Consider the following 19,944-nt stretch of genomic DNA (forward strand, 5'->3'; position numbering starts at 1 on the left):
CGACAAGGAGATCGCACCATGAACGACGCCGGTTTCAGCCCTATCGGGATCGTCATCGCCCTGCTCGCCCTGTCCGTGATCCTGCTGCTGCTCGGCTTCCGGCTGCGCCGCCGGGGCGCGCTCGCCTCGCGCGGCGCAGCGCTCGGCTGGGCGGTGCTCACCATCCTGCCCGTCTTCGGCGCGGCGGCGCTGTTCTTCGGCAAGCACCAGGTCGAACGCGCCACCGGCGAGGAACAGGCCGGCACCTACAGCAGCACGCCCGACAACTCCGCCGCGCCGATTGCGGATTAGGGTCTGAACTCGTTCTGATCGAGTTCAGACCCTACCCCTTCGGCCCGTCGACCGTTCGGATCGACAACTCCCGCAGCTGCTTCGGCGTGGCGGGGGCGGGCGCGCCCATCATCAGGTCCTCCGCCTTCTGGTTCATCGGGAAGACGATGACCTCGCGGATGTTCGGTTCGTCGGCCAGCAGCATGACGATGCGGTCGATGCCGGGGGCGGAGCCGCCATGCGGGGGGGCGCCGAACTTGAAGGCGTTGATCATGCCGGCGAAGTTCTTGTCGACCTCCTCCTGGCTGTACCCGGCTATTGAGAAGGCCTTGTACATGATCTCCGGCTTGTGGTTCCGGATCGCGCCGGAGGACAGCTCCACGCCGTTGCAGACGATGTCGTACTGGAAGGCGAGGATGTCGAGCGGGTCCATCGTCTCCAGCGCTTCCAGCTCGCCCTGCGGCATCGAGAAGGGGTTGTGGCTGAAATCGACCTTCTTGTTGTCCTCGTCATACTCGAACATCGGGAAGTCGACGATCCAGCAGAACTTGAAGGCGTTGGGGTCGATCAGCCCCAGCTGATCGGCGACGCGCGTGCGGGCGAGGCCGGCAAGCTTGGCGGCCTGCGCCTCCTTGCCGGCGGCGAAGAACACGCCGTCATCGGGCCCGAGGCCGAGCGCCTCGGCGATCGCCGCCATGCCGGCATCGCCATGGTTCTTGGCGATCGGCCCGCCCCATTCGCCACCCTTGCGCGTCGCATAGCCAAGGCCGGCGAACCCTTCCGATTGCGCCCAGCCGTTCATGTCGTCGAAGAACTTGCGGCTCTTCTCCGCCGTGCCGGGTGCCGGGATCGCGCGGACGACATCGCCGCCCTCGACGATCGAGGCGAAGCGGCCGAAGCCCGAACCCTCGAACAGCTTCGACACGTCGGTGATGATCAGCGGGTTGCGCAGGTCCGGCTTGTCGTTGCCGTATTTCAGCATCGACTCCTTGTAGGGGATGCGCGGGAACTCGCCCGCCGGGGTCACGCTGCGGCCATTGGCGAACTCCTCGAAGATACCCGCCAGCACCGGCTCGATCGTGTTGAACACGTCCTCCTGCGTGACGAAGCTCATCTCGAAATCGAGCTGGTAGAACTCGCCCGGCGAACGGTCGGCGCGGGCATCCTCGTCGCGGAAGCAGGGCGCGATCTGGAAGTAACGGTCGAAGCCCGCGACCATCAGCAGCTGCTTGAACATCTGCGGCGCCTGAGGAAGCGCGTAGAACTTGCCGGGGTGGACGCGGCTCGGCACCAGATAGTCGCGCGCGCCCTCGGGGCTGGAGGCCGTCAGGATCGGGGTCTGGAACTCGGTAAAGCCCTGCTCGATCATCCGGCGGCGGACGCTGGCGATCACCTGGCTGCGCAGCACGATGTTCTTGTGGATGCGCTCGCGCCGAAGGTCGAGGAAGCGGTAGCGGAGGCGGATGTCCTCCGGATAATCCGCCTCGCCGAAGACGGGCAGCGGCAGCTCCTGCGCGGCGGACTGGACCGCGATCTCACGCGCATAGACCTCGATCGCGCCGGTCGGCAGCGTCTCGTTGATCGTCGCGTCGGAGCGCTTGAGCACATTGCCGGTGACGGTGATCACCGATTCGACGCGGAGCTGGTTGGCGAGGTCGAACGCCGCACTGTCGCTGTCCAGGACGATCTGGGTGATGCCATAATGGTCGCGCAGGTCGATGAACAGCACGCCACCGTGATCGCGCTTCCGATGCACCCAGCCGGAGAGGCGGACGGTCGCGCCGACGTCGCCGTCGCGAAGCTGGGCGCAGGTGTGGGTGCGATAGGCGTGCATGTTTCTCGATCCGATGCGGGAAATTGCCCGTTCGCTTCTTCGCGCCGCCCCGCTTTGTCAACCCGACACACCGTCGCTATGTGCAGGCGATGCACATCCACCCGCTTATCACCGACAGCGCCATGCTCGCCGATCTCTGCGCCCGTCTCGCCAAGTCCGACTTCATCACCGTCGATACCGAGTTCATGCGCGAGAGTACCTACTGGCCGGAACTCTGCCTGATCCAGGTCGGCGACGAGAAGGAGGCGGCGGCGATCGATCCGATGGCGTCCGGCCTCGACATGCAGCCGCTGCTCGATTTGCTGGTCGATAACGAGGACGTGCTGAAGGTCTTCCACGCCGGCGGCCAGGATCTGGAGATCATCCACAACCTGACCGGCAAGACGCCGCACCCGCTGTTCGACACGCAGGTGGCGGCGATGGCGCTAGGGATGGGCGAGCAGATCGGTTACTCGAACCTCGTCGAATCGATGCTGGGGGTACAGCTCGACAAGGGCGCGCGCTTCACTGACTGGGCGCGCCGCCCCTTGGACGCACGGCAGATCGACTATGCGATCGGCGACGTGACGCACCTCGCCAAGCTGTTCCCGAAGATGCTGAACCGCCTGCGCAAGACCGGGCGGGGCGACTGGATCGATGGCGAGATGGAGCGGCTGGCCGATCCCGCGACCTATGCCAATGACCCCGAGATCGCGTGGACGAAGATCCGCATCAACAGCAAGAAGCCGGAGGTTCTCGGCCGGTTGAAGGCGATCGCCGCCTGGCGCGAGCGGGAGGCGCAGGGCAAGGACCTGCCGCGCGGCCGCCTCGCCAAGGACGAGACGCTCGCCGACATCGCCAGCCACCCGCCGAAGACGCAGGCGGAACTCGCCAAGGTGCGCGGCCTGCCGGCGAGCTGGGCGGGCAACGACATCGGTGGGCGGCTGATGAACGCGATCGCCAACGCCAAGCCGCTGCCGGACAGCGAGATGCCGGCCAAGGACGACAAGCGCCCCGGCCTCGGCAAGGAGGCGGCGCTGGTGGCGGACCTGCTGAAGCTCCTCCTCAAGATCCGCGCGCGCGACGCCAATGTCGCGTCGAAGCTGCTGGCCCGATCCGACGACCTCGAACTGCTCGCGGCGGGCCGCCGTCAGGGCATCGCGCTGCTGGAGGGCTGGCGCTACGACGTGTTCGGCAAGGATGCGCTCGCTCTGGTCGAGGGACGCACCGGCTTCAGCGTCAAGGACGGGCGGCTGGTGATGTCGGAACTGGCCGCCGAGGAGACGAACGACGATGCGTAACGCCCTGATCCTGCTACCGCTGGTCCTCGCCGCCTGCACGAACGCCTATCCGGGTCACGCCGCCTGCGACGCGAAATATGTCGAGAAGTACCTCGGCCAGAAGGGCGACCAGAAGCTCGCCGACCGCATCCAGCGCGAAAGCCGCGCCGACCGCATCCGCTGGATCTGGCCGGGCATGATGGTGACGCAGGATTTCCAGGCCAACCGCCTGAACATCGAGCTGGACGATCAGGGCAAGGTGACGAAGTTCACCTGCGGCTGATGCGTCTTCATCCTCCCCCGCCAGGGGGAGGTGTCAGGCCCAGCCTGACGGAGGGGGAGGACAGGGAAGGCGCTCCAATCGGAGGACACCGCCGCCCGCCCCGTCCGTCGCTTGGCAGCGCCACCTCCCCCTGGCGGGGGAGGATAAACCTAGTCCTCTACGCTGATCTCGTAATCCATCCCCAGATCCGCCGCCGGCGCGCTCTGCGTGATCCGGCCGACCGAGACATAGGTCACGCCCGTCTCGGCGATCTCCCGGATCGTCTCCAGCCGCACCCCGCCCGAGGCTTCGGTGGGCACCCGCCCGCCGATGAGGTCCACCGCCTTGCGCAGCACCGGCGGCGGCATGTTGTCGAGGAGGAGGCGTTCGGCCCCGGCCGAAAGCGCCGGCTCGATCTGGTCGATGCTGTCGACCTCGACCTGGATCAGCAGGCCGAAATTGGACTCCTTCGCGGCGCGCACCGCCTGGGCCACGCCGCCGCAGACCGCGACATGGTTGTCCTTGATAAGGATGCCGTCGTCGAGGCGCATGCGGTGGTTCTCCGCCCCGCCCATCCGCGTGGCGTATTTCTCCAGCACGCGCAGCCCCGGCACCGTCTTGCGCGTATCCAGCAGGGTACAGCCGGTGCCGGAGATCCGGTCGACATATTTCCGCGTCATCGTCGCGATACCGGTCAGGTGCTGCAGCGTATTGAGCGCCGAACGTTCCGCCGCCAGCGCCTTGCGCGCATTGCCGGCGATGCGCAGCACCGGCGCGCCGGGGGCGACACGGCTCCCGTCCTCCACCAGCCGCTCGATCTTCACATCCGCGTCGAGCGCGCGGAAGAACATCTCGGCCAGCGGCAGGCCGGCGATCGTCACATGCTCGCGGCTGGCGAGGACGGCGACGATCGTCGCATCGATCGGGATCGTCGCGGCGGAGGTGACGTCGCCGCCGATGCCGAGATCCTCGGCCAGCACGCGCTGCACGAAATCGTCGAGATCGAGCCCGGTCACGAAGGCCTCGGCCATGCGGATCACCCTTTCAGAAAGCGGTCCGGCGCATAAGGCGCGGGATCGATGCCCGCAACCATCGGCGCGGCGGGCCGGTCGAGCAGCAGCGCGGCGGCGGTCTGCGCGGCGGCGGGCGCGGTCTGGATGCCGAACCCGCCCTGCCCCGCGAACCAGAAGAAGCCGGGATGCGCGGGATCGAAGCCGTAGACCGGCAGGCGATCGGGTGCGAACGAGCGCAGCCCCGCCCAGCGCCGCTCGACCGCCTCCACCCGCCAGTCGACCGCCTGGCTGAAGCTGTCGATCGCGCGCGCGACGTCCAGCTCGTCCGCCGCCACGTCACCGGCCAGATCGGGCGTCTCGTCCGCCGGGCTCAGCCACAACCGCCCGCCCGCGACCGGCTTGAAGTAGAAAGCCCCACCCGCATCCATCACCAGGGGCAGATCGGGCGCGGCTGGAGGATCGACCCGCAACTGCATCACGGTGCGACGCAGCGGGGCGATCCCGATCGGCTCCACACCGGCCATGCGCGCCACATCGTCCGCCCATGCACCCGCCGCATCGACCAGCAGGCCGGCGCTGATGCGGTGCTTCCCCCCGCTCAGCATCCACCGTCCGCCCGCCCATTCCGCCGTTCCGAGGGGTGCGTCGCAGACGAGGCGCACCCCCGCCCGCTTCGCCGCGCGCAGATAGGCGGCGTGGAGGCCACCCACGTCGATATCGGTGCAGCTCGGCTCCGCGACGGCATGACGCCACTCAGGACGCAGGCCTGGGATCGCGGGATCGGCGGGCCCGAGATCGACCCCGCTCCCCGCGAAGGCTGCCAGCATGGCGTCGAGCAGCGGCTTCGTCTCGTCGCGCGCGATGTGCAGGCAGCCACGCGGCGTCAGGAACCCGCGCTCGGAAAACTCCTGCGGCGGCGCGTTCAGGAAGTCGAACGACGCCTTGGTCAGCGGCGTCACCCCCGGCCCGCCATAGGTCTCGCTCCAAAAGGCGGCGGAGCGGCCCGTCGCGTGGAAGCCGGGATGCGCCTCCGCCTCGATCATCACGACCGATCGGTGCAGGCCGATCTCGGCGGCAAGGCTCGCCCCCGCCATGCCCGCGCCGACGATCGCGACGTCGCATTCGATAATCTCCGACTCCATCCCCCGCGGTTACGGTTTCGCAAGGCGGCGCGTCTACTGCCGTAGCGACCATGCGTGAGCTTGCCCCCGCCCTCCTCCTCGTCCTGCTGGCCCTCGCGCTGCTGACCGCCGCCGCGACGGACCTGCGCGCGCGGCGCATCCCCAACTGGCTGACGGCCGCGATCGCGCTCACCGCACCCCTGTTCTGGCTGGCGAGCGGGATCGACCTTTGGCCCGGCATGGCGATCCAGCTTGCCGTCGCGGTGGGTGTGTTCTGCCTGTTCGCCATCGCCTTTGCTTATCGCCTGATGGGCGGCGGCGACGTAAAGCTGCTCGGCGCGCTGGCGCTCTGGCTGCCGCTCGCCTCCGTCCCGCCGCTCCTGATGTTGACCGGTATCCTCGGCGGCGTCCTCACCCTGTTCATGCTCGCCTGGCGCTGGCTGCGCGCCAATCACGCGATCGAGGTGCCCTATGGCGTCGCCATCACCGCCGCCGGGCTGTGGGTGATTGGTGAACCTTATCTTTACCATTCCTACCCATAACGAGGCCGTCACGAATCCACGCGGTCGGAGGCCTCGGCTTTTCCCATGAATGTCAGAAAGTTGGCTTTGCTGATTGCGGCGCTTACCGTCGCCACCTTCAGCGCGATCCTGGCGCGCAGCCTGTTCGCCGGCGCGTCCGCTCCGCAGGCGGAGGCGGGGGTGAACGCCCCCGTGCCGCCGGGTGCCGAAGTGCTCGTCGCGACGAAGCCGCTGCCCGCCGGCGCGATCATCGACCGGGAAAGCGTCCGCTATCAGCCCTGGCCCAAGGACCTCGTGCAGGACGCCTATTACCTGCGCGGATCGGTCAACCCGGATAGCCTGATCGGCACCGTCGTCCGCTATCCGATGACCGCCGGCCAGCCGGTCACTCAGGGCGCGCTGGTGAAGCCGGGCGATCGCGGCTTCCTCGCCGCCGCCCTCTCGCCGGGGATGCGCGCCGTCACCGTCAAGGTCTCGGCCGAGACCGCCGTCGCCGGCTTCGTCTTTCCGGGCGACCGCATCGACCTCATGCTGACCTCGACGGTCACCGGCACCGATGGCCAGCCGCTCCGCACCTCCGAGACGATCGTCCGCAACCTCCGCGTGCTGGCAACCGATCAGCGCACCAGCCCGCAGGATGAGGAGGGCAAGCCGGCCGCCGCCGCCGTCTCCTCCACCATCACGCTGGAGACGACGCCGAAGCTCGCCGAGAAGATCGCTGTCGCGCAGACCATCGGCACGCTCTCGCTCTCGCTCCGCCCGCTCGCCGACAGCAATTCGGAACTGGAACGCGCCATCGCCGCCGGTGAGGTCAGCGTGCCGGAGAACGGCGATCCAAAGGCCGAAAAGCGGATGATGGCCGAACTCGCCGCCCGCCCGTCGGACGCGGACACCACCTTCGTCACCGGTGCCGACGTCTCCCGCTTTCAGCGCCGCGACATGCCGAGCTTCATGCAGCCCACGCCACCCACCGGTGCGCCGGTGCAGGCGGCACCCGCCACCCCGCGCGTCCCCTCGGTCCGCATCCTGCGCGGCAGCAGCACGTCGATCGCGGAGGGCGTCGGCAATGCGGGGCAAGCCGTCGCCAAGTCGATGAACGCCACCGCCGCGACGGGGGCGATGTGATCATGCGCAACATCCTCCTCCTCAGCACCTGCTGCGCCGCTTCGGTGGCGCTCGCCGCCCCGGTCCCGAACGCGCCGCCGGCCGATGCCGCCGCCGCGATCCGTACCGCCAAGCCGACGATCAGCTTCACCCTGTCCACCGGCACCGGCCAGATCGTGAAGCTCCCCCGCCCCGTCACCGACGTGATGATCGCCAACGATCAGATCGCCGACGTGCAGGTCCAGTCGCCGACCCAAATCTACGTCTACGGCAAGGGCACCGGTCAGACGACGATCTACGCCACCGACAAGTCGGGCGCGGTCGTCTACGGCGCGGAGGTTCAGGTCGCGCCGAATTACGCCAAGCTCGGCGAACTCCTCCACGCCGTCATGCCCGAATCGCAGATCGTCGCCGTGCCGATGGCCGGCGTCGTCCTCCTGAAGGGCAATGTCGACACGCCGCAGGAGATTCAGGAGGCGGTCGCCATCGTCCAGCAGTTCGTCGGCAAGGACGTGCCCGTCATCAACCACATCAAGACTGCGCTGCCGCAGCAGGTGATGCTGCGAGTCCGCATCGCGGAGGTCAGCCGCGCCTTTTCCAAGTCGATCGGCCTCAACCTGCTCAGCCGCGATACGACCGGCGGCAAGTTCCTGTTCGGCATCGCGCAGGGCAATGCCACCGCCTTCAAGCTCAATGCCCAGGGTGCTATCGAGGGAATCGTCGGGGCGGCGACCGGCTCCACGATCGGCGGGGTCGCCAACATCGCCGGCATCGACATCGGCGCGGCGCTCGACCTTGCCGAGACCGACGGCTTCGCCACCACGCTCGCCGAACCGAACCTCACCGCTCTGTCGGGCGAGACCGCGAGCTTCCTGGCGGGCGGCGAGATCCCGATCCCGGTGCCGCAGGTCGGCAATGGCGGCAGCAGCATCACCATCGAGTACAAGCAGTACGGCGTCAGCCTGTCCTTCACGCCCGTCGTGATGTCCGCCGGCCGCATCTCGATGCGCGTCCGTCCCGAGGTGTCGGAACTCACCGAAAGCACCGTCTCGATCTCCGGCTACTCGATCCCCGGCCTCAACACGCGCCGCGCGGAAACGACGGTGGAACTCGGCTCCGGCCAGAGCTTCGTGATCGGCGGCCTCCTCAGCAACCGCAACCGCAACAGCCAGACCAAGGCGCCGTTTCTGGGCGACATCCCGGTCCTCGGCGCACTGTTCAAATCGACCCGCTTCCAGCGTGACGAGACCGAGCTGATGATCGTCGTTACGCCGTACCTCGTGAAGCCGCTCCCCGACGCCAAGGTCGCGCTGCCGAGCGACGGCTATCGCGCGCCGAACGATGGAGAGCGTATCTGGGAGCATCAGACCTTCAAAGGGGTCAGCGGCACCAAGCCAACCGGACCCACCGCCGGGAGCATCGCCAAATGAACCGCGCCATTCTCCTCCTCGCCTCCGGGCTCGCCGCCTGCGGTCCGCTGAACCAGGGTGTTCAGTCGGTCCATCAGCCGGTGGTCACGACGACGGCGCTCACCTTCGATCTCACCGGCGCTGCGGGCGATGAGCAGCGCCTTGGCGAATGGTTCGACCGGATCGGCCTCGGCTATGGCGACACCCTCTCGGTCGAGGGCGCGGGCGACCGCCGGATGGTGGCCCGCCTTGCCTCGGCGCGCGGCGTCGCGGTTCAGGCGCGACCGGCGGGCTACGGCCTCGGTCGCGTCACCGTAACCCGCGCCGCCGCGCAGGTGCCCGGCTGCCCCGACTGGAGCCGCCCGTCCGGTCCGGAATGGCAGGCCTCCACCACGTCCAATTACGGCTGCGCGCTCAATGCCGCGATGGCGGCGATGGTCGCCGATCCGGCCGACCTGCTCACCGGCCGCCGCGCCGACCCGAACGCGCCGAGCAATGTCGCCGAGCGTGCCGTCTCCATGCACCTGTCCGCCCAGCCGACCGGTGCGCAGGGCCTGAAGTCCGAAGGGACCGGAGGAAAGTAATGAACGCGCCCTTCAACCACCGCGCCCTCCTGCGCGAGCCCTATGCCGCGTATATGGACGACGAGGCGAGCGCCGAGGCGATCCGCATCGCCGCCGTCGGCTTCGGCTGGCCGCCCGAATGCACCGTACGCGGCGGGCTGAAGGAGACGATCCACGCCCTCGCCGTCTCCGCCAGCCCGAACATCCTGTTCGTCGACCTGACCCATTCCGCCGATCCGCTGAACGAGCTGAACGGCCTGGCCGAGGTCTGCGAGCCGGGCATCGTCGTCATCGCCGTCGGCGCGGCCAACGACGTGCGCCTGTACCGCGAACTGATCGCGAGCGGCATTCAGGACTATCTGCTGAAGCCCTTCACCGCCGCACAAGCGCGCGAGGCGTTCCTCGCCGCGCAGGCGACGCTCGCCGGCCATCGCGCCGGTGGCGAAACAACGCCCGATCGCCCGCACTGCATGACCGCCGTCATCGGCGCGCGCGGCGGCGTCGGCGCCTCCAGCATCGCCACCTCCATCGCCTGGGGCATGGGCGATCAGGCGAAGCGCAACACCGCGCTCCTCGACCTCGACGTGCATTTCGGCACCGGCGCGCTGACGCTGGATCTGGAGCCGGGGCGCGGTCTCACCGACGCGATCGACAATCCCAGCCGCATCGACGGCCTGTTCATCGAACGCGCGATGGTCCGCCACAGCGACCAGCTCGCCGTCCTCTCGGCGGAGGCCCCGATGTCGCAGCCGCTCGGTCCCGACGCCACCGCCTTCTACCAGCTGCAGGAGGAGATGCGCGCCGCCTTCGACTGCACGGTGATCGACCTGCCGCGCCACATGCTCGTCGCCTTCCCGGCCCTGATGCGCGGCGTGCAGACGGCGGTGGTGGTGACCGAACTGACCCTCGCCGGTGCCCGCGACACCATCCGCATCCTCTCCTGGCTGAAGGCGAACGCGCCCGATGCCAAGCCGGTGGTCGTCGCCAACAAGGTCCCCGCCAACGCCCAGTTTGGGGAGATCGCGCGCAAGGAGTTCGAGACCTCGATCGAGCGCCCGATCGATGTCCTCGTCCCCCATGACTGGAAGCTCGCCGTGCAGTCGGCAAAGGTCGGCAAGCCGCTTGCCGAAGCCGGCAAGGGCACCAAGACCGCGCAGGCGCTCACCGAGCTCACCGCCCTCCTCACCAGCAACGGCGATGCCAAGCCGGCGCGTAGCCGCTCGCTGGTCGGCCGCCTCGGCGAGTTCAAGGCGCTGATCCCCACGCGCAAGGCGAAGACGGCGTGACGGCTGCGGCCGCCGCTTACGGGATGGGTGACGGGGCATGACGGTGCTGCCGGTGATGCTGTTCGCCTTCACGATCGCGGTGGCGCTCCTCCTCGCCTTCTGGGCGATCCGGAGCGGCGGCGGGGCCAAGCGCAACCGCCGGCTCGAGGCGATCCGCGAGCGGCACGGCTCGGCGGAATCCGTCATCGAGACCAAGATGAACCGCGTGCTGGCGCAGCGCACGAACAGCGGCTTCGACAATGTCGCCCACCGCCTGATCCCGAACCCGGACCTGCTCCGCAAGCGGCTGGCAATGACCGGTTCGACCAAGCTGACCCTCGGCCGCTATGTGATCGCGAGCGGGGCGATCGCGGTCGCCCTCACCCTCCTCCTCACCGCGGAGGGCCTGCCCTTCCTCCTCGCGCTGCTCACCGGCTTCGCCGTCGGCGTCGGCCTGCCGCATATGGTCGTCGGCGCGATGGTGAAGCGTCGCATCAAGAAGTTCACCGCCAGCTTCCCGGACGCGATCGAGCTGCTTGTCCGCGGCCTCCGCTCCGGCCTGCCGATCTCGGAAACGATGGCGGTGGTGGCGGGCGAAGTGCCCGGCCCGGTCGGCATCGAGTTCCGCGCCGTCTCCGACAAGATGAAGATCGGCCGGTCGATGGAGGCCGCGTTGCAGGACACCGCCGACCGCCTCGGCACGCCCGAATTCCAGTTCTTCGTCATCACCCTCGCCATCCAGCGGGAAACCGGCGGCAACCTTGCCGAGACGCTCTCCAATCTCGCCGACGTGCTGCGCAAGCGCGGTCAGATGAAACTGAAGATCAAGGCGATGTCGTCGGAGGCGAAGGCCTCGGCCTGGATCGTCGGCTGCCTGCCCTTCCTCGTCTTCGGGCTGATCTGGATGGCGAACGCCAACTACCTCTCCGGCTTCATGACCGACCAGCGGCTGATGATCGCGGGCGGCGGCGGGCTCGTCTGGCTGTTCCTCGGCGTGTTCGTGATGTCGCGGATGGTGAGCTTCGAGATATGAACTCCGTCCACCCGACCGTCATGGGCATCGACATCATCAACGTCGCGACCGCGCTCGCCGCGCTGGCGACGATGGCGGTGCTCTTCGCCCTCTACACCGCGACGACGGTGCGCGATCCGATGGCGCGCCGCGTCAAGGCGCTCAACGAACGGCGCGAGCAGCTGAAGGCCGGCATCACCGCCTCCACCGCCAAGCGCCGCAAGCGTCTCAACGCCACCAACCAGCATGCCGACCGCATGCGCGCCTTCCTCTCCTCACTGAAGGTCTTGCAGGCCGATCAGCTTAAGGCCGCGCAGAAGAAGCTGGCGCAGGCGGGCATCCGTTCCAAGGACCTCGCCGTCACCATCATCTTCGGGCGGCTGGTGCTGCCCATCGTCCTCGGCGGCACGGTGGCACTCGGCGTCTACGGGCTGGACTGGTTCCCGGACTGGGGTGCCTTCAAGAGGTTCATGGCCTTCGCCGTCGTCCTGATCGGCAGCTACAAGGCACCCGACCTTTACGTCGACAACCGCGTTAAGAAGCGTTCCGCCGCGATCCAGAAGGGATTGCCCGACGCGCTCGACCTGCTGGTCATCTGCGCCGAAGCGGGCCTGACCGTCGACGCCGCCTTCGCCCGCGTCGCCAAGGAACTCGGCAAGGCTTATCCCGAGTTGGGTGACGAATTCCACCTCTGCTCGATCGAGCTCGGCTTCCTCACCGACCGCCGCCTGGCTTTCGAGAACCTAGCCGGCCGCGTCGATCTGGAGGCGGTGCGCGGCGTCGTCACCACCATGATCCAGACCGAGAAATACGGCACCCCGCTCGCCTCCGCCCTCCGCGTCCTCTCCGCCGAGTTCCGCAATCAGCGCATGATGAAGGCGGAGGAAAAGGCTGCGCGCCTGCCCGCGATCATGACGGTGCCGCTGATCCTCTTCATCCTGCCGTCGCTCTTCATCGTCATCCTCGGCCCCGCCGCCTGCTCGATCGGCGACGCGTTCAAATAAGGCCGGCGAGGGGTTGATGTGGGTGCGAGCCGAGAGCGAGCCTCGCCCCTCTTATTGTCATCCCCGCGCAAGCGGGGATCGCTCGACGGAGGCGCACGCCTACCAACCCGAACGCGCGCTGACCGCGATCCCCGCCTTCGCGGGGATGACCGTCGTAGGTACACCCAACAGGAACACCCCTCCCCTTTGCCCGTTACGCCCGTAACGATCAGGAGGCCGACGTGCTGACATTCACCACCACCCAGTGGATCGTCCTCGGACTGGTCCTCGTGCTCGGCTGGCTGCTCGGCCTGCTCTCCCATTCCGGCTCGCGCAAGTGGAAGCGGGAACTGGCGTTGGAGCGCGAGGCGCGGATCGAGATGGAGCGCGACCGCGACGCCCGCCTCGCCGCCGCCCAGGCGCGCATCGTCGAGCTGGAGCGCGGCCATACGCCGGTGACCGCCGGCACCTCGGGCGCGATCGCCGCCGCCGCCAGCGGCTCGCGCGACGATCTCAGCCGCATCGACGGCATCGACACCGCGCTTGAGGCGCGCCTCAACGAAGTCGGCATCCACCGCTTCCGCGACATCGCCGCCCTCACCGATCGCGACGCCGCCGCCCTGGAAATCCGCCTCGGCGTCGGCGAAGGCCGGATCGCCGGCCAGCGCTGGCGCGAACAGGCCGACGATCTGGCGCATGGGCGGACAGCGCGGGTGGTCTGACCTAACCTAGTACGCCACCAACCTACCCCGTTCGCGCTGAGCCTGTCGAAGCGCCAGCGCGACCGTCTCACTAGCCCTTCGACAAGCTCAGGGCGAACGGCGCGGTCTCAGACTTGGGCTTCTCGCCACCCCAACGCCGTTCGGGCTGAGCCTGTCGAAGCCCTGGTGAGACGGTCATCACTAGCCCTTCGACAAGCTCAGGGCGAACGGCGTTGGAGAGCTTCGTACCGGCAGGTCACCCCTGCAGCCGCCGCGCGACCTCGCTCATGAACCGCGCATCATCGCCCGCCGCCAGCAACGGCGCCTCCGCCGCCACCGCGCCCAGCATATCAGCCAGCGGGTCCATCTCCGCCTTGGCGTAATTGCCCAGCACATAGCCCGTCACCCGGTCCTTGTGCCCCGGATGCCCGATCCCCAGCCGCACGCGGCGATAGGCATTGCCGATATGCGCCTCGGTCGATCTGAGGCCGTTATGCCCGGCCGTGCCGCCGCCGGTCTTCACCTTCACGCGAAACGGGTCGAGATCGAGTTCGTCGTGGAAGACGGTCACGTCGCCGACCTCGGCCTTGTAGAAGCGCATCGCCTCGCCGACCGACCGGCCGCTCTCATTCATGAAGGTGGCGGGTTTCAGCAGCAGGACCTTCGTGGTCCCGATCCGCCCTTCCTGGGTCCAGCCCTGGAAGCGCTTCTTCGGCGGGTCGAAACCATGGACCTCGGCGATGGCGTCCACCGCCATGAACCCGACATTGTGCCGGTTGAGCGCGTATTGCGCGCCCGGATTACCGAGGCCGACCCAGATCTGCATGGCACTGCCCTGAAACGGAAAGCGCCGCCCCGGTCAACCGGGGCGGCGCTCTTCTCGTGTCGGAGGAGAAGGGCCTCAGCCCTCGCTCTCGCCCGCGGCGGAATCGGCTTCAGCCCCACCCTCGGCGCTCTTCAGCGCGGACGGGGCGACGATCGTCGCGACGGTGAAGTCGCGGTCCTCGATGCCGACAGACGCGCCCTTGGGCAGCGTGACGTTCGAGATGTGGAGCGTGTCGCCGACTTCGAGGCCCTTCAGCGAGATCACGATCTCGGAGGGGATCTCTGCCGCGTCGACCACCAGGTCCAGCTCGTGGCGGACGATGTTGAGCACGCCGCCGCGCTTGATGCCGGGGGCATCTTCCTCATCGACGAACCGCACCGGCACGTTGACGTGGACGGTCGCGTGCTCCGCGATGCGGAAGAAGTCGACGTGGATCGGGCGATCGGTGACGGGGTGGAAGGTCACGTCCTTCGGCAGGGTGCGGGTGGTCTGGCCACCGGCTTCGATCATCACCACGGAGTTCATGAAGTGGCCGGTCTGCAGGTACTTGGCCAGCAGCTTCTCCTCGACGTGGATCGATAGGGGTTCCTGATTGCCGCCATAGATCACGGCGGGGACGCGGCCTTCGTTACGCAGAGCGCGGGAGGCTCCCTTGCCAGCCCGCTCGCGCGTCTCGGCCGAAAGCGTCAGAGTGTCGCTCATCGGTATCTCCAAAATCGCATGTGTTTGACAGAACTTGCCGCCACGCCTCCAGGGATGACCATGCGCGGCAAGCGCGCGCCCTTAGCGGAAGAGGGGGTCGGGGGCAAGCTATGTCCCCATGATCCTCCCCCGCAAGGGGGAGGTGGCGCCGAAGGCGACGGAGGGGGAGGAAGGGAAGGCACTGGACAGGCTTTCCTGTCCTCCCCCTCCGTCAGGCTGCGCCTGCCACCTCCCCCTTGCGGGGGAGGATGGAGAGGGCCCTACTCCACCCGCTCCACCTTCTCCCCCACCGATTGCAGCAGATCCACCACCGATCCCGCGCCCGACAGATGCCCCGCACCCACCGCGACCATCACCGTCCCCGGCCTCTTCATCCGTTCCCGCACCCAGCCCGCCCAGCGGCGATTGCGGTCCACCAGCAGGACCTGGCGCAGCCGCTTGGTCTTGCGCATCTCGTCGTCGAAGGTGTTGATGATCGCCTGCTCGTCCCCCTGCGCCCAGGCGGACAGCATCGCGTCGAACTCCACCTTCGACTTCTTCGGGTCCTCCAGCGTGTCGTCGAGGAAACGGCGCTGGTCATCCTCCGGCAGATCGTCGAAATAGCCGAGCTGCTGCTTTGAGGTCTCCAGCCCGCCGATCGGCTTGCCCGCCTTGGTGAAGTCGACGGACAGCTGCTCCTCCACCCCCGACAGCCCGTCGAGGCCGAGGTCGCGCATCGACACCGCCGTCAGCACGAACCCCGCGGCCCAGGTCTCCAGCTGGTCGAACAGCGGGCGGGGATAGCCGCTCCGCTTGATCATCGCCTCCAACGCCTCGCGCTTGGCCGGCGCGACACGCAGGGTGATCGACGGCACCGCCTCGTCCGTCCCCATGTCGAGCATCGCCTGCAGGGTCTCGGTCCCGACCTTGTCGAGCGTCGTCTCCAGCCACAGCTCCTGCGAGGCCGCGACCGCCTGGTCGATCGTCGCCGTCCGCCATTTCAGCCCCTTCGGCAGCGCGTGGATCGTCCCGAATAGGTAGATCGTCGTGTCCGCGTCCGACAGCTTCCACAAGACCGGCCCCTCCCCCTTCCGCACCGGCACCTCGGCCGAACAGGCGGAGGCGAGCAGGACGAGCGGCAGGATCAGGTGGCGGAGGCGCATGGCAGGTGTTTAGCGCGAATGTGTTGATGCGTCGTGTGCAGAACGCCCCCCCGGCCGTTCGCACTGAGCTTGTCGAAGCGCCAGCGCCACCCTCGTCCCAGCACTTCGACAAGCTCAGTGCGAACGGCCGGGTGGAATGCTTGACCCCTCCGCCCCCATCGGGCATCCGCGCCGCCTGTTACAGCCACCCGGGAAAACCGCCTTGGGCGACACGCCGCTCAGCTTCCAGCGCCTGATCCTGACGCTCCACGACTATTGGGCGGCGCGCGGCTGCGTCATCCTGCAGCCCTATGACATGCGGATGGGCGCCGGCACCTTCCACCCCGCGACGACCCTCCGCGCCCTCGGCCCCGACAGCTGGAAGGCGGCCTATGTCCAGCCCTCGCGCCGCCCGACGGACGGCCGCTATGGCGAGAACCCCAACCGGCTCCAGCACTACTACCAGTATCAGGTCGTCCTGAAACCGAGCCCGCCCGACCTCCAGGATCTCTATCTCGGCAGCCTCGCCGCGATCGGCATCGACTTCACCAAGCACGACATCCGCTTCGTCGAGGACGATTGGGAAAGCCCCACCCTCGGCGCCTGGGGCCTTGGCTGGGAGGTGTGGTGCGACGGCATGGAGGTGACGCAGTTCACCTATTTCCAGCAGGTCGGCGGCTTCGACTGCAAGCCGGTGACGGGCGAACTGACCTACGGCCTCGAACGCCTCGCCATGTACATCCAGGGCGTCGACAGCGTCTACGACCTCGCCTTCAACGAGGACGGCGTCACCTATGGCGACGTCTTCCTCAAGAACGAGCAGGAGATGTCGGCCTATAATTTCGAGGTGGCGGACACCGCCTCACTGTTCGACGGCTTCAAAAAGGCCGAGGCGGAGAGCGCCCGCTGCCTCGACGCCAACCTTCCCCTCCCCGCCTACGAACAGGCGATCGAGGCCAGCCACCTCTTCAACCTCCTCCAGGCCCGCGGCGTCATCTCCGTCGCCGAGCGCCAGGCCTATATCGGCCGCGTCCGCGACCTCGCGAAAGGCGCGTGCGAGGGGTGGATGAAGAAGAACGGGTGGGCACAATGACAATCCTCCCCGGCGCGGGGAGGGGACCACCCCGGACCTGGTCCGGGGTGGTGGAGGGGGCGTTCAGCGCACGCTTCGCCCTGAAGTCGCCACCGCCCGCACGCTCCGGAAAGACATGAGCCTGCCCGAGGTGTTGCTGTGGGAACGCCTGCGCGGCTCCAAAACAGGTGCTAAGTTCCGCCGCCAGCACCCGGTCGGGCCCTATGTGGCCGATTTCTACTGCCGGTTGGCGAAGCTGGTCATCGAGGTGGACGGCGAAGCTCACGATCGTGCTGACCGGCCTATACATGACGCCCACCGCGACGCATTTCTGAAAGAGAACGGATACCGCGTCCTCCGTATTCTCGCATCGGATGTCTTAAGGGACGTCGATGGTGTCGCGTCTTCCATCGCCGCGCTGGTGACGCGCCCCCTCCACCACCAGCCTGCGGCTGGCGGTCCCCCTCCCCGCGCCGGGGAGGATTGCCAAGTTCCTCCCCGGCACGGGGAGGGGGACCATGCGCAGCATGGTGGAGGGGGCGTTCAACCCGCGACTCCCGCGCAGGATTTCCTATGACCGACTTCCTCCTCGAACTCCTCTCCGAGGAGATCCCCGCGCGGATGCAGGAGAAGGCGCAGGCCGATCTCGCCCGCCTCTTCACCGACGAACTCGCCAAGGCCGGCCTCACCGCCAGCACGATCGAGACCTTCGCCACCCCCCGCCGCCTCGCCCTCATCGCGCGCGGCCTGCCCGCGCAGACGGCAGCGGTGTCGGAAGAGATCAAGGGCCCCCGCGCCTCCGCCCCGCCACAGGCGCTGGAGGGCTTCCTCCGCAAGACCGGCCTCACCCGCGACCAACTGGTCGACCGCGACGGCATCCTTTTCGCCGTCATCGACAAGCCCGGCCGCGACACGAAGTCCGTCCTCGCCGAGGCGATCCCTGCCGTCATCCGCGCCTTCCCCTGGCCGAAGTCGATGCGCTGGGGCGCCGCCTCCGCCTCGAGCGAAAGCCTGCGCTGGGTCCGCCCGCTGAAGGGCATCGTCGCGATCCTCGGCGAGGATCTGGTCGAGGTCGAGATCGCCGGGGTGGCGAGCGGCTTCGCCACCGTCGGCCACCGCTTCCACCACCCGGACCAGATCACCATCGGCGGCGCGCATGACTATGCGGAAAAGCTCCGCCTCTGCCACGTCATCGTCGATCCGGCCGAGCGTCAGGCGATCATCCGCGAAAAAGCGGCCGAGGCTGCCACCGCCCAGGGCCTCACCGTCGTCCCCGACGAGGGCCTCGTCGCCGAGAACGCCGGCCTCACCGAATGGCCGGTCCCGCTGCTGGGCAGCTTCGACCCCGCCTTCCTGGATGTCCCGCGCGAGGTGATCCAGCTCACCATGCGCACCAACCAGAAGTATTTCGCGCTGACGAAGGCGGACGGCACCCTCGCCCCCAACTTCATCTGCACCGCGAATATCGAGGCGGCGGATGGCGGCACGAGCATCGTCGCCGGCAACCAGAAAGTGCTCGCCGCCCGCCTGTCCGACGCCAAGTTCTTCTGGGAACAGGACCTGAAGATCCGGCTGGAGGACCGCCTGCCCGCCCTGCAGCAGATCGTCTTCCACGAGAAGCTGGGTACCGTCGCCGACAAGGTCGATCGAGTGGCGAAACTGGCCCGCTGGCTGGTGGAAGAGGGGATAATCCTCCCCGGCACGGGGGGGGGACCGCCGGCGCAGCCGGTGGTGGAGGGGGCGCGCAACAAGCGACCGCCTCCCCCGCTGACACCCCCCTCCACCATCCTGCGGATGGTCCCCCTCCCCGTTCCGGGGAGGATCTGGCGGACATGGCCGAACAGGCCGCCCGCCTCTGCAAGGCCGATCTCGTCACCGGCATGGTCGGCGAGTTCCCGGAACTGCAGGGCATCATGGGCGGCTACTACGCCCGCGCCGAGAGCCTGCCGCACGCCGTCGCCGACGCTATCCGCGACCACTACAAACCCGTCGGCCAGGGCGACGAGGTCCCCACCGCCCCGGTCACGGTAGCGGTGAGTTTGGCGGACAAGTTGGATACGATCGCTGCCTTCTTCGTCATTGACGAAAGACCGACCGGTTCAAAAGACCCCTATGCGCTTCGGCGAGCCGCACTCGGCATTATTGCTCTCCTACTGGAGAACGGCCTGCGTAGGTCAGTTTATGATCTCTTCAACCAAGCAGCCAAGGCACTAAAGCCTGTCCTCGACATGGGCGAGATTGTAGCCGCAGATTACTTCAACGACTTTGTTATTGATCGCCTCAAGGTACAGCAGCGAGATGCTGGCGTTCGGCACGACATCATCGACGCGGTTGTGAAGCTCGGCGGTGACGACGATATTGGTGGCGAGCGGGACCTCGTCCGCCTGCTCGCCCGCGTCCATGCGTTGCAGGCGTTCGTCGCGACCGAGGACGGAGCCAATCTCCTCGCTGGTTACAAGCGCGCCGCCAACATCCTCCGTATCGAGGAGAAGAAGGACGGAAAGGCCTTTCCTACAACCAACCAGATCGGTTACGATGCGGTTCCGGAGGAGGCCCAGCTTCTCGCCGCGCTGAACGCTGCCGAGCCCGCGGCGACGTTTGCGGTCGAGCGCGAGGATTTCGCCGGGGCCATGTCGGCGCTCGCGGCCCTGCGCGCGCCGATCGACGCGTTCTTCGACAAGGTGACCGTGAACGATGCCGACGAGATCAAGCGCCAGACCCGCCTCGGCCTCCTCGTCCGCTTCCGCGATGCGGTGCACCGCGTGGCCGATTTCTCGCGCATCGAGGGGTAGAGGCGCGCTTATCCCAAGTCCGTTCGCCCTGAGCCTGTCGAAGGGCCAGAGAACACCGCATCACTGGGGCTTCGACAAGCTCAGCCCGAATGGGCGTGGGGTCAGGTCGCGCTG

The 19,944-nt window shown here is 67.9% G+C and carries 19 protein-coding genes and 1 pseudogene; 14 read left to right on the forward strand and 6 right to left on the reverse strand.

Translation table 11 applies throughout. The features are described 5' to 3' along the window. The first annotated feature begins 18 nt into the window (after positions 1–18). Positions 19–291, forward strand: a complete 273-nt coding sequence (locus ACM608_RS13180) for a hypothetical protein (protein WP_419683758.1) — start codon at positions 19–21, stop codon at positions 289–291. A gap of 31 nt (positions 292–322) precedes the next feature. Here the strand turns inward: ACM608_RS13180 and aspS are convergent, their stop codons facing one another. Beyond that, complete coding sequence (gene aspS, locus ACM608_RS13185) at positions 323–2,104, reverse strand: aspartate--tRNA ligase (protein ID WP_419683760.1); 1,782 nt, start codon at positions 2,102–2,104, stop codon at positions 323–325. A gap of 89 nt (positions 2,105–2,193) precedes the next feature. Between aspS and rnd the strand changes: the two genes are divergently transcribed. Beyond that, positions 2,194–3,384 (forward strand): ribonuclease D, encoded by a 1,191-nt coding sequence (rnd, locus tag ACM608_RS13190; RefSeq protein ID WP_419685206.1) that lies wholly within the window; start codon positions 2,194–2,196, stop codon positions 3,382–3,384. Next, positions 3,377–3,646, forward strand: a complete 270-nt coding sequence (locus ACM608_RS13195) for an I78 family peptidase inhibitor (RefSeq protein WP_419683762.1) — start codon at positions 3,377–3,379, stop codon at positions 3,644–3,646. Before rnd ends, ACM608_RS13195 begins: the two co-directional genes overlap by 8 nt. 149 nt (positions 3,647–3,795) lie before the next feature. Here the strand turns inward: ACM608_RS13195 and nadC are convergent, their stop codons facing one another. Both nadC and ACM608_RS13205 read right to left on the reverse strand, forming a co-directional pair. Next, positions 3,796–4,656: a carboxylating nicotinate-nucleotide diphosphorylase gene (nadC, locus tag ACM608_RS13200; RefSeq protein WP_419683764.1), complete on the reverse strand. Its 861-nt coding sequence runs from the start codon at positions 4,654–4,656 to the stop codon at positions 3,796–3,798. Positions 4,657–4,661: 5 nt separating this feature from the next. Then, positions 4,662–5,780 (reverse strand): NAD(P)/FAD-dependent oxidoreductase, encoded by a 1,119-nt coding sequence (locus ACM608_RS13205; RefSeq protein WP_419683766.1) that lies wholly within the window; start codon positions 5,778–5,780, stop codon positions 4,662–4,664. Between the two features lie 50 nt (positions 5,781–5,830). On the opposite strand from ACM608_RS13205, the gene ACM608_RS13210 reads away from it, so the two are divergent. The 8 genes from ACM608_RS13210 to ACM608_RS13245 all read left to right on the forward strand — a co-directional run bounded on the left by ACM608_RS13210 (position 5,831) and on the right by ACM608_RS13245 (position 13,338). Continuing rightward, positions 5,831–6,301 carry an A24 family peptidase gene (locus ACM608_RS13210; RefSeq protein WP_419683767.1) on the forward strand — a complete coding sequence of 157 codons (471 nt, stop codon included), beginning with the start codon at positions 5,831–5,833 and terminating at the stop codon, positions 6,299–6,301. Positions 6,302–6,346: 45 nt separating this feature from the next. After that, entirely contained in the window at positions 6,347–7,405 is a 1,059-nt protein-coding gene (gene cpaB, locus ACM608_RS13215) for a Flp pilus assembly protein CpaB (RefSeq protein WP_419683769.1), read from the forward strand. Positions 7,406–7,407: 2 nt separating this feature from the next. Further along, positions 7,408–8,814 carry a type II and III secretion system protein family protein gene (locus tag ACM608_RS13220; RefSeq protein WP_419683771.1) on the forward strand — a complete coding sequence of 469 codons (1,407 nt, stop codon included), beginning with the start codon at positions 7,408–7,410 and terminating at the stop codon, positions 8,812–8,814. Continuing rightward, entirely contained in the window at positions 8,811–9,377 is a 567-nt protein-coding gene (locus ACM608_RS13225) for a CpaD family pilus assembly lipoprotein (protein WP_419683773.1), read from the forward strand. The genes ACM608_RS13220 and ACM608_RS13225 overlap by 4 nt, the downstream gene beginning before the upstream one ends. Beyond that, on the forward strand, positions 9,377–10,642 hold the full coding sequence (locus ACM608_RS13230) for a pilus assembly protein CpaE (protein WP_419683775.1): 1,266 nt from the start codon (positions 9,377–9,379) through the stop codon (positions 10,640–10,642). The genes ACM608_RS13225 and ACM608_RS13230 overlap by 1 nt, the downstream gene beginning before the upstream one ends. A gap of 37 nt (positions 10,643–10,679) precedes the next feature. After that, positions 10,680–11,654 (forward strand): type II secretion system F family protein, encoded by a 975-nt coding sequence (locus ACM608_RS13235; RefSeq protein ID WP_419683777.1) that lies wholly within the window; start codon positions 10,680–10,682, stop codon positions 11,652–11,654. Further along, on the forward strand, positions 11,651–12,637 hold the full coding sequence (locus ACM608_RS13240) for a type II secretion system F family protein (RefSeq protein WP_419683779.1): 987 nt from the start codon (positions 11,651–11,653) through the stop codon (positions 12,635–12,637). Before ACM608_RS13235 ends, ACM608_RS13240 begins: the two co-directional genes overlap by 4 nt. 221 nt (positions 12,638–12,858) lie before the next feature. Next, complete coding sequence (locus ACM608_RS13245) at positions 12,859–13,338, forward strand: hypothetical protein (RefSeq protein WP_419683781.1); 480 nt, start codon at positions 12,859–12,861, stop codon at positions 13,336–13,338. A gap of 235 nt (positions 13,339–13,573) precedes the next feature. Here ACM608_RS13245 and pth read toward each other — a convergent pair whose 3' ends face one another. From pth to ACM608_RS13260, 3 genes are all read right to left on the reverse strand, one after another. After that, a complete protein-coding gene (gene pth, locus ACM608_RS13250; RefSeq protein WP_419683783.1) occupies positions 13,574–14,143 on the reverse strand; it encodes an aminoacyl-tRNA hydrolase in 570 nt (189 codons plus the stop codon). Positions 14,144–14,218: 75 nt separating this feature from the next. Continuing rightward, the gene (locus ACM608_RS13255) at positions 14,219–14,845 is read right to left on the reverse strand and encodes a 50S ribosomal protein L25/general stress protein Ctc (protein ID WP_419683785.1); all 627 of its coding nucleotides are present in this window, start codon (positions 14,843–14,845) and stop codon (positions 14,219–14,221) included. A 260-nt stretch (positions 14,846–15,105) separates the two neighbouring features. Beyond that, on the reverse strand, positions 15,106–15,987 hold the full coding sequence (locus ACM608_RS13260) for a TraB/GumN family protein (protein WP_419683786.1): 882 nt from the start codon (positions 15,985–15,987) through the stop codon (positions 15,106–15,108). A gap of 232 nt (positions 15,988–16,219) precedes the next feature. Here ACM608_RS13260 and ACM608_RS13265 point away from each other — a divergent pair, with 232 nt between their 5' ends. From ACM608_RS13265 to glyS, 3 genes and pseudogenes are all read left to right on the forward strand, one after another. Beyond that, complete coding sequence (locus tag ACM608_RS13265; RefSeq protein ID WP_419685208.1) at positions 16,220–17,059, forward strand: glycine--tRNA ligase subunit alpha; 840 nt, start codon at positions 16,220–16,222, stop codon at positions 17,057–17,059. 115 nt (positions 17,060–17,174) lie between these two features. Then, positions 17,175–17,615, forward strand: a complete 441-nt coding sequence (locus ACM608_RS13270) for an endonuclease domain-containing protein (protein ID WP_419683788.1) — start codon at positions 17,175–17,177, stop codon at positions 17,613–17,615. Continuing rightward, positions 17,612–19,830 (forward strand): annotated as a pseudogene (gene glyS, locus ACM608_RS13275) (glycine--tRNA ligase subunit beta). The gene ACM608_RS13270 and the pseudogene glyS overlap by 4 nt, the downstream one beginning before the upstream one ends. The last annotated feature ends 114 nt before the right edge of the window (positions 19,831–19,944 follow it).

This window comes from Sphingomonas sp. ID0503 (genome assembly GCF_048565625.1).
Lineage (GTDB): Bacteria > Pseudomonadota > Alphaproteobacteria > Sphingomonadales > Sphingomonadaceae > JBLZUR01.